Origin of the sequence: Nocardioides sp., assembly GCF_016462705.1 — a bacterium.
Classification (GTDB): Bacteria; Actinomycetota; Actinomycetes; order Propionibacteriales; family Nocardioidaceae; genus Nocardioides.
Genome location: NZ_JAEMSS010000038.1, coordinates 1 through 14,324 on the forward strand (window position 1 = coordinate 1; position 14,324 = coordinate 14,324).

Below are 14,324 nucleotides of genomic sequence, written 5' to 3' on the forward strand. Positions count from 1 at the left end.
GGATCGCCGTGGACCTTGATCTCCGCCTCCTGGCGGACGGCCCGGGGGCTCGGCGGCTCGGGCGCCGGTGCCTGCTTGCCCCGGCCGGGGACGGGCACCTTGGCGGCCACCGCGCCCACCGCTCCGGCCGCGGACACAGCGGTGCCGACCGCCGTGCTGACGGCGGTGCTGACGGCGGCGTCGGCGGCGTTCTTGATCTTCCCGAGGGGGTTCTTGGGCACGGGTGGGTCCTTTCGGTCCGGAAGCACGTCGGGCCGGTCGGCTCGGTGCGTCGGCCCCTCACGGGGTACCCCACCATCGTGCGCGGCAACCGGAACGGGCAAGCGGGGTGTCCCGATGGAGCCTGACGGCGGGGGAGCGGAGCGCACCGAGGTCATCGTGCGGACGCTCGAGGACGCCTTCGCGCCGCTCATGGAGGCTGACGCCGACGCGTTCCGCCACAAGTTCCGCACCATGGCCGCCGACCCCCATGCCTTCTACCGGGGTAGCGCCTGCCTGTTCTACGCCGATGTCACCGGGCATGACGACCCGTTCACCGACGAGCGGAGCGGCCGGATCTGGATCCATGGGGACCTGCACGTGGAGAACTTCGGCACCTACCTCAACGCCGACGGGAGGCTCGTCTTCGACGTGAACGACTTCGACGAGGCCTACCTGGGCCGCTACACGTGGGACCTGCAGCGGTTCGCGGCCTCGCTGGCGCTCACGGGGTGGCAGAAGGCCCTGCCGGAGCCGGTCGTCCGCGCACTGCTGCGTCGTTACCTCGAGGCCTACCTGGCACAGGTGGACGAGTACTGCGGCACCGACGTCGACGACTTCGCGCTGCAGCTCCACAACACCGACGGCCCCGTCCACGACGCGCTCGTGCACGCCCGGCAGCGGACCAGGGCGGAGCAGCTCGATGCGGTGACCCACCGGGTCGACGGCACCCGGATGTTCCGCGAGGACCCGAGCATGCGCCGGCTCGGCCGGCGCGAGCGCAGGAAGGTCGTGGCCGCGTACGAGGAGTACCTGGACACGATCCCGGAGCAGAAGCGGTGGAACCGCGACCTGTTCTACGACCTGCGCGACGTCGTCGGCAAGAGCGGCTTCGGCATCGGCTCGGCCGGGCTGCCGGCGTACAACATCCTCATCGAGGGCGTCAGCCAGGCCCTCGACAACGACGTGGTCCTCTCGATGAAGCAGGCCAACGTGCCCGCCGTGAGCCGCTTCGTGGACAGCGGGACGGTCGAGGGCTACTTCCGCAACGAGGGCCACCGGACCGTGGTCAGCCAGCGGGCCCTCCAGGTGCACACGGACCCGTTGCTCGGCTACACCGAGCTGGACGGCGTCGGCTACGTCGTGTCGGAGGTGTCCCCCTACGAGGTCGACCTCGACTGGAGCGGGCTCACGCACCCGGACGACATCGACCACGTCGTCGGGCTCCTAGGCAAGGCGACCGCGAAGATCCACTGTGCCTCCGACGAGGACAGCGACCAGGACCTGGTGGACTTCCAGGTCGAGCACGCGATCACCGAGTCACTGGCGGGCAGCGACGAGGACCTGGTGGCGTGGGTGACGGAGTTCGGCATCACCTACGCGGAGCAGGTCCGCACCGACCATGCCCTGTTCGTGGACGCGTTCCGGGCCGGCCACGTGGGGATCACGGCGACCTAGACCTCAGCCCTCGAGACCGGCTCCTGGCGACGGCTCGGCACGCAGGTGTCCCGGCGGCGTGAAGCCCTCGAGGGCGAACGCCGCGTCGATCGCCCGGGCGACCGCGTCGACCCGTTCGTCGGGAACGACGGCGACGCTGGAGCCGCCGAAGCCGCCGCCGGTCATCCTGGCGGCCACGGCGCCGGCCTCGACCGCGACCGCCACCGCGACGTCGAGCTCCGGACACGAGATCTCGAAGTCGTCGCGCATGGAGAGGTGCGAGTCGGCGAAGAGCCTCCCCAGGGAGTCGAGGTCACCTGCGGCCAGCGCGTCGACGCACTCCCTGACCCGCGCGATCTCGGTGACGACGTGCCGGGCGCGCCGGCGGACCCGGTCGTCGGCGATGCGCGCGACCGCGTCGAGGTCGGCGTCCCTGAGCGAGGAGAGGCCCAGCACCGCCGCCGCCTCCTCGCAGTCGGCGCGCCGCTGCCCGTAGCCGCCGTCGACCAGAGCGTGCGAGACGCGGGTGTCGGTCACCAGGAGGCTGTGTCTGGCAAGACCCAGCCGGACCTGGGTGCTCCGGCCCCGGTCCTCGGGCAGGTCGAAGTCGATGACGAGCGCGGCGCCCGCCTCGCCGAGCATGGCGATGGTCTGGTCCATGCCTCCGGTCGGCGCGCCCACGATCTCGGTCTCGGCGGCCATGCCGGCGGACACCAGGTCGCGCCGGAGCTCCGGGGTCAGCGGGAGACCGAGCGCGACGGCCACGGCGACCCCGACCGAGCACTCGAGCGCGGCCGAGCTCGAGAGCCCCGCGCCCAGGGGGACGGTGCTGTCGACGTAGAGGTCCACCCCCGGGATCTCGTGCCCGCGCTCGTGCAGCGCCCAGACCATGCCCGCGGCGTACGCCGCCCAGCCATCGACCGTGCCGGGCCCGACCGCGGCGAGCTGCCCCTCCCAGGGCTCGGCCTGCTGGGCGCTGGCGACGCGCACCAGCCCGTCCGCCGGGTCGTCGCGGAGCCGCGCCGCGGCGTACGTCGCGTGCGGCAGGGCGACCGGCAGGACGAGGCCGTGGTTGTAGTCGGTGTGCTCGCCCATCAGGTTCACCCGCCCCGGCGCCCGGCCGACCACGCTCGCCTCGCGCCCGTAGTGGTCGGCGAACCCGGCCCGGACGGACCTGGCGAGCTCGTGCGGATCCCCGGGGGCGACGTACGTCATCGGGAGCTGCGCTCGCTGCGGCCGCGGACGATGCCGATGAACGTCTGGACCCGCTCGTCCTCGTCGTCCACCCGCCAGGCCAGACCGATGGTCGTCGGCGGCAGGTCGGTCACCGTCCGGTAGGTCACGTCCTTGCGGTGGTGCAGGCGGGCCACCGACATCGGCACCACCACGACGCCCGTGCCCGCGGCGATCGTTGCGACGACATCGGCCATCGCGAGGTCGCCCCAGGCCTGGTGCTCGTCCTCGAGATCGGCCTCGGTCACCTCGTCGAGGAGCGTCAGGGTGTTGTCGATGCTCATGACGGCGACCGGCAGCTCCTCGTAGAGCGGGATGAGGTGCAGCCCCTCGCGGTCGACGGGCAGGCGCACCAGGGCCATCGACTGCGTCCCGTCGCGCACGCCGTCGAGCTGGTCATGCTCGGTGACGGGCACCAGCTCGAGCCGCTCCCGCGACCGCTCCCGCCACACCCGGGCCCACTTGTCGGGCGTCGCCCCGGTGACGAAGCCGAGGGTGAAGGTCATGGCAGTGTCCCGGGGTAGGGGTACGGGTGGACTTGGCGTGTTCAGGGTGCGTGCATCGTAAGGCGCCGGAGCGACGACGCTGTCGGCTCATCATCGAGCGACGGCACGCAGCGAGGGGCGTGTCATGAGTGCGCGAAGCGCACTCGCAGCCCTACCCCGGGGCACTGGAGTGTTACAGGCGGCAGCCGGCTGCTTCGCAGTCCAGCAGCTCGCGGAGCGTCCGGCGCAGGTCGCGGACCAGGTCCCGCTGCCAGGGCGGCATCAGCCGCAGCGACTGCCACCCACCGACCATCAGGTTGGTGAGCTCGTCCGGGTCGTGCCTCAGGTCGTAGAGCTCCTCGCGGTCGCTGTTGATGTAGTCGACCAGCTTCCAGCGTTCGGTGACCACGGCGTTGAAGTCCGACAGCCGCGCGCGGCGTGGGCTCTCGACGACGGTCTCGGGGTACTCCTCGACCGCGCTGAGCGCCTCCTTCTCCAGCGGGATCAGACCTCGGCTGAGGAGGAGGTGCTCGCGGGGGAGGCGGGTCGCCTCGCCCCGGAGCAGCGGCAGGAGCGACACGCCGTCGACCCGGGCGGGTGCCGTCGTGCCGGTCATGTCGGCGACGGTCGGCGCGAGGTCGATGTTGCCGGCCAGCTCGCTGATCCGGGTGCCGGGCTCGATGCCCGGGCCGCGCACCAGGAGCGGCACGCTGACGGTCTCCTCGAAGTGGTTGTACTTGGCGATGTCGAGGCGGTGCTCGCCCATGTTGTAGCCGTTGTCGGACGTGAACACGATGTAGGTGTCGTCGAGGGTGCCCTGCGCCTCCAACCGCCGGACCAGGGCTCCGACGTTGGCGTCGAGGACCTGCACCGCCCGGATCCGCTGCCGGAAGGCCTCGTCGATCTCGGCCTTCTTCGCGGCGGTGAGTCGCGGGCGGGTGCCGCTCACGCCGTACTTGTCGCCGACGTCGGCCTCGTCGAAGCCCGGAGTCCGGGGGTAGCGGACGTCGCTGAACTGGCTGGCGAGGTCCTCAGGCGCGGCGTACGGGGCGTGGGGGGCGTAGGACGAGTAGTAGACGAACCTGCCGCCGTCGCGCAGGTCCATCCCGTCCAGGCCGTCGACCAGGTCGAGCAACCTGTCTCCCATGACCTGGTCGAGGAACTCGGTGCGCGGCGCCTCGTCCACGACACCGTTGACGTTGACGACGGCGTCACGCTGGCGGTACGGCGTCCCGCCCACGGGGCTGAACCAGGACTGCCAGCCGGGCGGGACGAACTCCTCGAGCGCCCTCTTCTCGGCGTCCGTGCCGTCGTAGCCGCCCGGGTAGGGGTACTCGTTGAGGTACTTGCCGAGGAGGGCGCTGCGGTAGCCGTTGGACTCCAGCCAGGTGGGCAACGCCTCCGACTCGCGTCCCTCGTGCCACCGGAAGAACCCGCCCGCCGGGTGGTGGTTGCCGCGCACGCCGTGGTTGTGGGTGTACTCCCCGGACAGGATGCTCGCCCGCGAGGTGCAGCAGGTCGACTGCTCGACGTAGTAGCGGTCGAAGGACGCGCCCTGGTCCGCGACCAGCCTCCGGGTCTGGGGCATCCACCGGAGCAGCTTCTTGTCCAGGTCGTCGGCCACGATCATCACGACGTTGGGCCGGGCCGCCCGCTCCGTGGGATCGGGGGACTCCACCGCCGACTGGAGCGCAGCCACGCCGGGCCAGTGGGTGCCGCCGACCAGCGCGAGGAGGACCGCCAGCACCACGAGCCCGAGCGCGGCCGACCGTCCCCTCGCCACGTGCGCTCCACTCCCCGCCGGTCGTCGTCAGCTCTTCGTCAGGTCTCCGTCGTGCAGCCAAGAACCCGCAGGTCATGAGGCCTGCGGGTCCGGTTCGGTGTCCGAGGGGGGACTTGAACCCCCACGCCCGTTAAAGGGCACTAGCACCTCAAGCTAGCGCGTCTGCCAATTCCGCCACCCGGACGAGTGCGCCGAAACCCTAGCAAAGCAGAGGGGCGATCCTCGCATCGGTGGACCGGCCGGGATGGCGGCCCCGACAAGGGCGGATGACATGCTGGGCCGTATGTCCGAGACCGCCGCCGGGACCGCCGACGGGAGCGCTGCCGGGAGCGTCGACGCCGAGGTCGTGGACCTCTGCCGCGAGCTCATCCGCATCGACACCAGCAACTACGGGGACGACTCGGGGCCGGGGGAGCGCAAGGCGGCCGAGTACGTCGCCGCCCTCCTCGACGAGGTGGGCATCGAGTCCCGGCTGTACGAGTCCGAGCCTGGCCGCACGTCACTCGTGGCGCACTGGGGACCGTCCGACGGCGACGCCCTGCTGCTGCACGGTCACCTCGACGTGGTGCCGGCCGCCGCGGAGGACTGGCAGGTCGACCCCTTCGCCGGTGAGATCCAGGACGGCTATCTGTGGGGCCGGGGCACCGTCGACATGAAGGACTTCGACGCGATGCTGCTCTCGGTGGTGCGGCACCGCCAGCGCACCGGCCGGGTCCCTGACCGGCCGGTGGTCCTCTGCTTCACCGCCGACGAGGAGGCGGGCGGCCACCTCGGCGCCGAGGTCCTGGTCAGGCGGCACCGTGAGGAGCTCGAGGGCTGCACCGAGGCCGTCGGCGAGGTCGGCGGCTTCAGCACGACGGTCCGCGGCCGCCGGCTCTACCTGATCGAGGCGGCCGAGAAGGGCATGGCCTGGCTCAAGCTCACCGCCCGCGGCACCGCCGGGCACGGTTCGATGATCAACCCGGACAACGCCGTGGCCCGCCTCGGTGCGGCGGTGGCCAGGATCGGCGCCTACGAGTGGCCGGTGCGGCTCACGCCGACGATGGAGGTCCTGCTGGCGACGGTCGGCGATCTCGCCGGCACGGAGGTCACCCCGGACAACGCCCCCGACCTGGTCCAGGAGTTCGGCGGCGCCGCCCGGATGCTCGGCGCGGTCATCAGCAACACCCTCCAGCCGACGATGCTGCAGGCCGGCTACAAGGTCAACGTCGTCCCGACCGAGGCGTCGGCGTACGTCGACGGCCGGTTCCTGCCGGGCTACGAGGACGAGTTCCGGGCCACCCTCGAGGAGCTGGTCGGCGAGGGGATCACCATCGACGCCCTGAGCTGGCAGCAGCCGTGGGAGACGCCGTACGACGGTGCGCTGGTCGCGTCGATGGAGCGCAGCATCCTCGCCGAGGACCCCGACGGCATCGTCGCGCCCTACCTGATGAGCGGCGGGACCGACGCCAAGCACTTCCGGGACCTGCCGGGGCTGCGGTCCTACGGCTTCGCCCCGTTGCGGCTCCCCGCCGACCTCGACTTCACGGCGCTGTTCCACGGCGTCGACGAGCGGGTGCCGACCGACGCGCTGGAGTTCGGCGCACGGGTGCTCGACCGCTTCCTGGATGAGATCTGAGAAGACCCCGCGTGGACCGGGTCAAGCGGTCCTGACGGCCCGGATGATCTTCCGGCGCAGCACCACCCGGCGGACGCCGTCGTTGCCGATCCGGACCCGGTCGAGCTCCCAGCCGCCGTGCTCGGCGCGCTCGACGAGCAGCTTGGTGACCACGTTGCGGGGGAACTCACGGTCGAAGACGACCTTGTCGAACTCCCACTCGACCCGGGGAGTACGGGAGACGCTCGCGCGGCTGCTCACCACGAGCCTCCTGACACGTCATCGAGCGCCGAGGCGATCTCCTCCGGCAGCGTCTTGTCCTCGATCTCGAGCGCGTCGGTGAGCTGCGCCGAGGTGCGGGCACCGACGATCGGTGAGGTCACCCCGGGCCGGTCGCGCACCCAGACGAGGGCGACCTGGAGCGGGGTCCAGCCGAGACCGTCGGCGGCTTTGGCGGTCGCCTCGACGATCCCACGACCCCGGTCGTCGAGGTAGGCGTCGACGAAGTTCCCGAAGATCCGCGACGCCCCACGGGAGTCCGACGGCGTGCCGGCTCGGTACTTGCCGGTGAGGACACCGCGGCCGAGGGGGGACCAGGGCAGCACGCCGAGACCGAGCGCCCGGGCCGCAGGCAGCACCTCCTGCTCCACCTTGCGGTTGACCAGCGAGTACTCCACCTGGGTCGACGCCAGCGGCGCGCGTCCCGGCACGGCTCGCTGCCAGGTCGCGGCCTGGCCGGTCTGCCACCCGTTGTAGTTGGAGATGCCGGCGTACGCCGTCCGACCGGTGCTCACCGCGAAGTCGATCGCGCCGAGGGTCTCCTCGACGGGCGTCTCGTCGGACCAGACGTGGACCTGCCACAGGTCGACGTGGTCGACCCCGAGCCGCTTCAGCGACGCGTCCAGCGTGGCGAGCAGGCTCCCGCGTGAGGTGTCGAGCACCCGGGTCCCGGTCCGCCGCGAGATGCCGGCCTTGGTGGCGACCACGACCTCGTCGCGGGGGACGGCCGACCCGAGCAGCGATCCCAGCAGCTCCTCCGAGCGGCCGTCGGTGTAGCCGGCCGCGGTGTCGACCAGGTTTCCCCCGGCCCCCAGGAAGGCCGTCAGCTGCTCGCGCGCCTCGTGCTCGTCGGTGTCCCCACCCCAGGTCATCGTGCCGAGCCCCAGCCGTGAGACCCGCAGGCCGGTCCGTCCGAGAGCCCTCCGCTGCATGGCGGAAACCGTAACCGCCCTAGTGTTCAGACTCGTGGAGGACGTGCTGAAGGCCGTGGTGCTGGGTCTCATCCAGGGCCTGACGGAGTTCCTGCCGATCTCCAGCAGCGCCCACCTGCGGATCTACCCGGAGCTGTTCGGCTGGGGCGACCCGGGCGCGGCGTTCACCGCGGTGATCCAGATCGGCACCGAGCTCGCGGTGCTGATCTACTTCCGCAACGACATCTGGCGGATCGTGTCGACGTGGACGCGGTCCTTGTTCCGTCCGGAGTACCGGGGGCATCTCGACGCCCGGATGGGCTGGTACGTGATCGTCGGGTCGCTGCCCATCGTGGTGCTGGGCGTCCTGCTCAAGGACGTCATCGAGCGCGACTTCCGCAGCCTCTGGCTGATCGCCGGCACCCTGGTCGTCTTCGGGGTCGTCCTCGGGGTCGCCGACCGAGTGGGCTCCACCGAGCGGCAGATCAAGGAGATGCACCTCCAGCACGCGGTCCTCATGGGTCTGGCGCAGGCGTGCGCCCTGGTGCCCGGGGTCTCGCGGTCCGGCGCGACCCTGTCGATGGGCCGCTTCCTCGGCTACGACCGCGAGGCCGCCACCCGCTACGCGTTCCTCCTGGCCATCCCGGCGGTCGTCGGCGCCGGTCTCTTCGAGCTCCCGGAGATCAGCTCCGGGGACAACGACTACGGCTGGGGACCCACGATCATCGCGACCGTCGTGTCGTTCGTCGTCGGGTACGCCGCCATCGCCTGGCTGCTGCGCTACGTCTCCACGAGGTCCTACACGCCGTTCGTCCTCTACCGGGTGGCGCTGGGTGCCGGGACGTTCGTGCTGCTGGGCCTGGGTGTCCTCAGCGCGTAGACGTTCTTGGCGTTGGGCGTGGTGCCCGCGCGCGTAGCAGGCGCGCCCACATGCGCGGGCACCACCGGTGACTGAAGCGGTGACCGGTGAGACGGCGGGGACGACTGAGGTGGCTGGGACCAGCTTCGCGACACTGTTCGCGCTGGCCGGGCCGGGGCTGAGCCTGGAGCCGTGGCTGGATCGTGCGAACTGTGTCGCGAGCACCGGGGTGGTATGCCCGCGGCCGCCACGCCCACCCCAAGAAACCTCGCCTACAACCAGCCCGACTTCTTGAACACCACCCAGAGCGCCGTCGACGACAGCACCATGAGGAGCACCGCGAACGGGTAGCCGAGCAGCCACCCGAGCTCGGGCATGTGGTCGAAGTTCATGCCGTAGACGCCGGCGATCAGGGTCGGGGTCGCGACCAGGCCGATGCCGGCGGAGATCTTGCGCATGTCGTCGTTCTGCTGCACCGAGATCCGGGCCAGGTGGGCGTCGAACGCCGTGGACAACAGGCTGTCGAGGGTCTCGACGACGTCCGCGGCCTGGTTGAGGTGGTCGTAGACGTCGCGGAAGAACGGCGCCGCCTCCTTCTCGACGCCGCCGACCCGGCCCTCGGCGAACCGCCGCATCGGTTCCCGGAGCGGCATCACGGCCCGGCGGACCTCGGCGATCTCGCGCTTGAGGGTGTAGATCCGGATCGAGTCGTTGGTGCGGGCCGGGGAGAACACCGACTCCTCCACCTCGTCCACGTCGACCTGGAGCTCGTCGACCACCGCGACGTAACCGTCGACCACCGTGTCGCACACCGCGTAGACGACGGCCGAGGGGCCGTGGGTGAGCACGCTCTCCCGGGACTCGAGGAAGGACCTGGCCGTCTGGAGCTGGGATCCCTGGCCGTGCCGGACGGTGACCACGAAGTCCTGTCCGAGGAACATGCTGATCTCGCCGGTCTCGACCGCGTCCTGCTCGTCGACGTACCAGAGCGTCTTGAGCACCAGGAAGAGGTTGTCGTCGTACCGCTCCAGCTTCGGCCGCTGGTGGGCCTGGACGGCGTCCTCCACCGCGAGGTGGTGGAGGCCGAACGACTTGGCGACCTCGGCCAGCTCGTCCTCGGTCGGCTTGTAGAGACCGACCCAGACGAAGTCGCCGGCCTCCGTGGCGTGCGAGCGCAGGGTGTCGAAGTCCGAGATCTCGCAGTCGACCTCGAGCCGCTGCCCCTGGCGGTAGAGCGCGCCGTCGACGATCACACCACCGAGAGTAGAGGCGAGGCTGGCCCGGATCGTTACTGTTCCCGGCATGGCGACGGTGATCCTGGTGCGGCACGGCCGGACGACCGCCAACGCCTCCGGGGTCCTGGCCGGGCGCACCGCGGGCGTCTCGCTCGACGACGCGGGTCGGACCCAGGCCGCCGCCACGGGCGAGCGGCTCGCTGCCGTCCCACTGGTCGCCGTCGTCAGCAGCCCGCTGGAGCGCTGCAAGCAGACGGCCGCCGCGGTCGCCGCCGCCCAGCAGGGCAGGCCCGCCCGGCTCACGGACAAGGGCCTCACCGAGTGCGACTACGGCGAGTGGCAGGGGCGCACCCTCGCGGCGCTGGCCAAGGAACCCCTGTGGAAGACCGTCCAGACGCAGCCGTCGGCGGCCGTCTTCCCCGGGGGCGAGTCCCTGACGGCGATGCAGGCGCGCGCCGTCGCCGCGGTACGCCGCCGCGACGCCGTCATCGAGGCGGAGCACGGCGCCGGCGCGGTGTGGGTCGCCGTGAGCCACGGCGACATCATCAAGGCGGTGCTGGCCGACGCGCTGGGCATGCACCTCGACCTCTTCCAGCGCCTGCACGTGGACCCGGGGTCCGTCTCGATCATCCGCTACACGTCGACCCGGCCGTTCGTGCTGGCCAGCAACACCCACGCCGGCGACCTGTCCTGGCTCGCGCCACCCCCGGCGAAGAGGCGGCGCTCCCGCAAGGCCGCCGCCGACGCAGCGGTGGGCGGGGGAGCGGGCCCGTCCCCAGCCGCCTCATAGGGTGAACCACATGGCACCGCTGATCCACGGCTTCGACCCGCCGGAGCGCTTCGTCACCGGCACCGTCGGCCCGCCCGGACAGCGCACCTTCTTCCTCCAGGCCCGCAGCGGCAGCCGCATCGTCAGCGTCTCCCTGGAGAAGCAGCAGGTGGTCGCGCTGGCCGAACGGGTCGACCAGCTGCTGGACGAGGTCATGAGCAGCCGCAGCACCGAGGGGATCGTGCCCGCGCTCGCGCCGCTGGACCTCGAGGACTCCGACCCGCTCGAGCAGCCGATCGAGGAGGAGTTCCGGGCCGGGACGATGACCCTGTCGTGGGACCCCGACGACGAGCGGGTGGTGATCGAGGTGTTCCCGTTCACCGAGGCGGCCGTCGTCTCGCCCGAGCAGGTCGAGGAGGACTTCGAGGAGCCCGAGCCCGACGAGATCCTCCTAGTCCGCCTGGACGCCGGCACCGCCCGGGCGTTCGTCAAGCGCGCCGAGCGGGTGGTCGAGGCCGGCCGTCCGACCTGCCCCTTCTGCGGTGGCCCGATCGACCCCGACGGCCACCTCTGCGTGCGGGCCAACGGGTTCCGCCGCCGGGATCCCTAGGCGCACCGATGGCCCCCACCGGCGCCCTGCTCGAGGACGAGCTCGTCCTGCACGGGCGGATCATGCCGGCCTCCAACGCGACGTTCCTCGGCCAGATCGGTGAGGTGCGGGTCGTCTACAAGCCGGTGTCGGGCGAGAGGCCGCTGTGGGACTTCCCGCACGGCACCCTCGCGGACCGCGAGGTGGCGGCCTACCTGGTCTCGGAGGCGATGGGCTGGGACGTGGTCCCGCAGACCTGGCTCCGGGACGGGCCGCACGGCGTCGGCATGGTGCAGGTCTGGCAGGAGCCGGATCCCGAGCAGGAGGCGGTCACCCTGGTGCCGGAGGGCCAGGTCCCGGACGGCTGGCGGCACGTCTTCGACGGCATCGACGGCCACGACCGCCCCATCTCGCTGATCCACGAGGACACCGCCCCGCTGCGCCGGATGGCCGTCTTCGACGCGGTCGTCAACAACGCCGACCGCAAGGGCGGGCACGTCCTGGAGATGCCCGACGGACACCGGTACGGCGTCGACCACGGCGTGTCGCTGCACGCCGAGGCCAAGCTCCGCACCGTCCTGTGGGGCTGGGCGGGCGAGCCGCTGACCAACGACGAGGTCGTGGTCCTGGCCGACCTCCGCGCCGCCGTCCTCGCCGAGCTGGGCGAGACCCTTGCTCAGCACCTCACGCCGCGCGAGGTGGACGCCCTGGCTCGCCGGTGCGCCCGGCTTGCCGACCACGGGGTTCTCCCGCACCCGCGGGGCGACTACCCAGCGATCCCGTGGCCACCCTTTTGACCAGCCCCCACTAGGCTCGCTTTCATGCGTGCCTGGCCCTCTCCGGACGTCCCGGGACTGACCGAGACGGGCCCGCCCGTCGCGCTGCACGACACGCCGACCGGGGGACTGGTCACCACCGAGCCCGACGGTCCCGCGCGGCTCTACGTTTGCGGCATCACGCCGTACGACGCCACCCACATGGGTCACGCGGCCACCTACGTCGCCTTCGACCTGCTCAACCGGGCGTGGCGCAACGCGGGCCACGAGGTCTCGTACGTCCAGAACGTCACCGACGTCGACGACCCGCTCCTCGAGCGCGCCGAGCGGGTGCACGTGGACTGGCGCGAGCTCGCCGAGCGGGAGACCGAGCTGTTCCGCCAGGACATGGCGGCGCTACGGGTGCTCGCACCGGACAACTACATCGGCGCCGTCGAGTCGATCCCGCTGGTCGTCACCCTCATCGAGCGGCTGCAGGCCGCCGGCTCGGTCTACAAGGTCGAGGACGACCTCTACTTCTCGGTGACCGCGGACCCGGCGTTCGGCGCGGAGTCCGGTCTCACCAGGGACCGGATGCTCGAGATCTACCCGGAGCGTGGTGGCGACCCGGACCGGCCCGGCAAGAAGGACCCGTTGGACTGCGTCGTCTGGCGCGGACCGCGGGACGGCGAGCCGAGCTGGGACAGCCCGTTCGGGCCTGGGCGCCCGGGCTGGCACATCGAGTGCACGGCGATCGCGCAGGAGTACCTGGGGGCGACCTTCGACGTCCAGGCAGGCGGCAGCGACCTGGTCTTCCCGCACCACGAGATGTGCGCCGGGCACGCGCACGTCGCGGACCCGACCGCCCGGTTCGCCAAGGTCTACGCGCACGCCGGGATGGTCGCCTACGACGGCGAGAAGATGTCCAAGTCGCTCGGCAACCTGGTCTTCGTGTCCGCGCTTCGCAACAGCGACGTCGACCCGATGGCGATCCGGCTGGCCCTGCTGCGCCACCACTACCGGTCGGACTGGGAGTGGCTCGACGCCGACCTCTGGGACGCCGTCGACACCCTGGCGTCCTGGCGCCGCGCCTTGTCCCTCGGCTCCGGGGCCCCCGCGGCGCCGGTCGTGACCGAGGTGCTGGCCGCGATGGCCGCCGACCTGGACGCACCGAGAGCGGTCGCCGCCGTCCAGGCGTGGGTCGACGCGACCCTGGGCGCCACCGGGCACCTGGCGGACAACTCCGACCCGGACGCGGCGCTCACGATGCACTCGCTGCTGGACGCGGCGCTGGGGCTGGCGCTCTAGGGCGTGTCCTGGCTACTCCTCGCCCTCGCGCCGCTTCAGGAACCGCTCGAACTCCCGCGCGATGGCCTCACCGGACGCCTCGGGGAGGTCGGCGGTGTCGCGGGTCTCCTCCAGGGAGCGCACGTAGTCGGCGACGTCCTCGTCCTCCTCGGCCAGCTCGTCGACGCCGCGCTCCCAGGCGCGGGCGTCCTCGGGGAGGTCGCCGAGCGGGATGCTGCACTCGAGCAGGTCCTCGAGCTGGCCCAGCAGCGCCAGCGTCGCCTTCGGGCAGGGCGGCTGGGCGACGTAGTGGGGGACGGCCGCCCAGTAGGAGACCGCCGGGATGTCGAGTCGCAGGCACGCGTCCTGGAACACGCCGACGATGCCGGTCGGGCCCTCGTAGGTCGACTGCTCGAGCTTGAGCCGGTCGACCAGCTCCGGCTCGGACGCGGTCCCGGTGACGGGGATCGGCCGGGTGTGCGGGGTGTCGGCGAGGAGCGCCCCCAGGGTCACCACGAGGTTGCCGCCGAGGTCGTCGCAGGCCGCCAGCAGCTCGGCACAGAACAGCCGCCAGCGCATGTTCGGCTCGATGCCGCGGATGAGGATCACGTCCCGGTCGAGGTCCGGAGGCGACGCGACGGCGATCTGGGTACCGGGCCACTGGATCCGGCGGTGGCCGGAGGCGTCGGCACCGACGTAGGGACGGTTGACCTGGAAGTCGTAGAACTCGTCGGGGTCGATCGTGCCGACCACCCGCGCCGACCAGACCGTCATCAGGTGGTCGACCACCGAGGAGGCGGCGTCCGCCGCGTCGTTCCAGCCCTCGAACGCCGCGATCACGACGGGATCCACCAGCCCGGGCACGTCCTCGATCTCGATCACCCAGCAAGTCTAGGGACGGTGGTGG

Annotated in this window: 15 protein-coding genes and 1 tRNA gene; 7 read left to right on the forward strand and 9 right to left on the reverse strand. The window is 71.7% G+C overall.

Translation table 11 applies throughout. The features are described from left to right. On the reverse strand, positions 1-221 hold a 221-nt coding region (locus JHD21_RS07015; protein ID WP_292672797.1), incomplete at its 3' end, for a hypothetical protein. A gap of 115 nt (positions 222-336) precedes the next feature. Between JHD21_RS07015 and JHD21_RS07020 the strand changes: the two genes are divergently transcribed. Further along, positions 337-1,656, forward strand: a complete 1,320-nt coding sequence (locus JHD21_RS07020; RefSeq protein ID WP_292672799.1) for a DUF2252 domain-containing protein — start codon at positions 337-339, stop codon at positions 1,654-1,656. A 3-nt stretch (positions 1,657-1,659) separates the two neighbouring features. Here the strand turns inward: JHD21_RS07020 and galK are convergent, their stop codons facing one another. From galK to JHD21_RS07040, 4 genes are all read right to left on the reverse strand, one after another. Next, complete coding sequence (gene galK, locus JHD21_RS07025; RefSeq protein ID WP_292672801.1) at positions 1,660-2,850, reverse strand: galactokinase; 1,191 nt, start codon at positions 2,848-2,850, stop codon at positions 1,660-1,662. Continuing rightward, a complete protein-coding gene (locus tag JHD21_RS07030) occupies positions 2,847-3,374 on the reverse strand; it encodes a LysR substrate-binding domain-containing protein (protein WP_292672803.1) in 528 nt (175 codons plus the stop codon). Before JHD21_RS07030 ends, galK begins: the two co-directional genes overlap by 4 nt. 172 nt (positions 3,375-3,546) lie before the next feature. Beyond that, on the reverse strand, positions 3,547-5,136 hold the full coding sequence (locus JHD21_RS07035; protein ID WP_292672805.1) for a sulfatase: 1,590 nt from the start codon (positions 5,134-5,136) through the stop codon (positions 3,547-3,549). A 98-nt stretch (positions 5,137-5,234) separates the two neighbouring features. Continuing rightward, positions 5,235-5,320 (reverse strand) — tRNA-Leu (locus JHD21_RS07040). A gap of 99 nt (positions 5,321-5,419) precedes the next feature. Between JHD21_RS07040 and JHD21_RS07045 the strand changes: the two genes are divergently transcribed. Next, positions 5,420-6,754, forward strand: coding sequence for a M20/M25/M40 family metallo-hydrolase (locus JHD21_RS07045; RefSeq protein ID WP_292672807.1), 1,335 nt, complete (start codon positions 5,420-5,422; stop codon positions 6,752-6,754). Between the two features lie 21 nt (positions 6,755-6,775). On the opposite strand, the gene JHD21_RS07050 is transcribed toward JHD21_RS07045, so the two are convergent. Both JHD21_RS07050 and JHD21_RS07055 read right to left on the reverse strand, forming a co-directional pair. Next, positions 6,776-6,994: a DUF5703 family protein gene (locus JHD21_RS07050; protein ID WP_292672808.1), complete on the reverse strand. Its 219-nt coding sequence runs from the start codon at positions 6,992-6,994 to the stop codon at positions 6,776-6,778. After that, complete coding sequence (locus JHD21_RS07055) at positions 6,991-7,944, reverse strand: aldo/keto reductase (protein WP_292672810.1); 954 nt, start codon at positions 7,942-7,944, stop codon at positions 6,991-6,993. Before JHD21_RS07055 ends, JHD21_RS07050 begins: the two co-directional genes overlap by 4 nt. 34 nt (positions 7,945-7,978) lie before the next feature. On the opposite strand from JHD21_RS07055, the gene JHD21_RS07060 reads away from it, so the two are divergent. Next, a complete protein-coding gene (locus JHD21_RS07060) occupies positions 7,979-8,803 on the forward strand; it encodes an undecaprenyl-diphosphate phosphatase (RefSeq protein ID WP_292672811.1) in 825 nt (274 codons plus the stop codon). Positions 8,804-9,054: 251 nt separating this feature from the next. Here JHD21_RS07060 and corA read toward each other — a convergent pair whose 3' ends face one another. Continuing rightward, on the reverse strand, positions 9,055-10,035 hold the full coding sequence (corA, locus tag JHD21_RS07065) for a magnesium/cobalt transporter CorA (RefSeq protein ID WP_292672813.1): 981 nt from the start codon (positions 10,033-10,035) through the stop codon (positions 9,055-9,057). A 49-nt stretch (positions 10,036-10,084) separates the two neighbouring features. On the opposite strand from corA, the gene JHD21_RS07070 reads away from it, so the two are divergent. Genes JHD21_RS07070 through mshC form a run of 4 tightly spaced genes read left to right on the forward strand, consistent with a single transcriptional unit; the run spans position 10,085 to position 13,438 of the window. After that, positions 10,085-10,807, forward strand: a complete 723-nt coding sequence (locus JHD21_RS07070; RefSeq protein WP_292672815.1) for an MSMEG_4193 family putative phosphomutase — start codon at positions 10,085-10,087, stop codon at positions 10,805-10,807. Between the two features lie 10 nt (positions 10,808-10,817). Continuing rightward, positions 10,818-11,396, forward strand: coding sequence for a DUF3090 domain-containing protein (locus JHD21_RS07075; protein WP_292672817.1), 579 nt, complete (start codon positions 10,818-10,820; stop codon positions 11,394-11,396). An 8-nt stretch (positions 11,397-11,404) separates the two neighbouring features. Further along, the gene (locus JHD21_RS07080; protein ID WP_292672819.1) at positions 11,405-12,172 is read left to right on the forward strand and encodes an SCO1664 family protein; all 768 of its coding nucleotides are present in this window, start codon (positions 11,405-11,407) and stop codon (positions 12,170-12,172) included. Between the two features lie 24 nt (positions 12,173-12,196). Beyond that, complete coding sequence (mshC, locus tag JHD21_RS07085) at positions 12,197-13,438, forward strand: cysteine--1-D-myo-inosityl 2-amino-2-deoxy-alpha-D-glucopyranoside ligase (protein ID WP_292672820.1); 1,242 nt, start codon at positions 12,197-12,199, stop codon at positions 13,436-13,438. Positions 13,439-13,450: 12 nt separating this feature from the next. Here the strand turns inward: mshC and JHD21_RS07090 are convergent, their stop codons facing one another. Further along, the gene (locus JHD21_RS07090) at positions 13,451-14,299 is read right to left on the reverse strand and encodes a PAC2 family protein (protein WP_292672822.1); all 849 of its coding nucleotides are present in this window, start codon (positions 14,297-14,299) and stop codon (positions 13,451-13,453) included. Positions 14,300-14,324 lie beyond the last annotated feature (25 nt).

Excerpts from the sequence above, each read along its gene's own strand:
- JHD21_RS07020 (WP_292672799.1), top strand. The coding sequence starts at position 337 with ATGGAGCCTGACGGCGGGGGAGCGGAGCGCACCGAGGTCATCGTGCGG.
- galK (WP_292672801.1), bottom strand. The coding sequence starts at position 2,850 with ATGACGTACGTCGCCCCCGGGGATCCGCACGAGCTCGCCAGGTCCGTC.
- JHD21_RS07030 (WP_292672803.1), bottom strand. The coding sequence starts at position 3,374 with ATGACCTTCACCCTCGGCTTCGTCACCGGGGCGACGCCCGACAAGTGG.
- JHD21_RS07045 (WP_292672807.1), top strand. The coding sequence starts at position 5,420 with ATGTCCGAGACCGCCGCCGGGACCGCCGACGGGAGCGCTGCCGGGAGC.
- JHD21_RS07055 (WP_292672810.1), bottom strand. The coding sequence starts at position 7,944 with ATGCAGCGGAGGGCTCTCGGACGGACCGGCCTGCGGGTCTCACGGCTG.
- JHD21_RS07070 (WP_292672815.1), top strand. The coding sequence starts at position 10,085 with ATGGCGACGGTGATCCTGGTGCGGCACGGCCGGACGACCGCCAACGCC.
- JHD21_RS07075 (WP_292672817.1), top strand. The coding sequence starts at position 10,818 with ATGGCACCGCTGATCCACGGCTTCGACCCGCCGGAGCGCTTCGTCACC.
- JHD21_RS07080 (WP_292672819.1), top strand. The coding sequence starts at position 11,405 with ATGGCCCCCACCGGCGCCCTGCTCGAGGACGAGCTCGTCCTGCACGGG.
- mshC (WP_292672820.1), top strand. The coding sequence starts at position 12,197 with ATGCGTGCCTGGCCCTCTCCGGACGTCCCGGGACTGACCGAGACGGGC.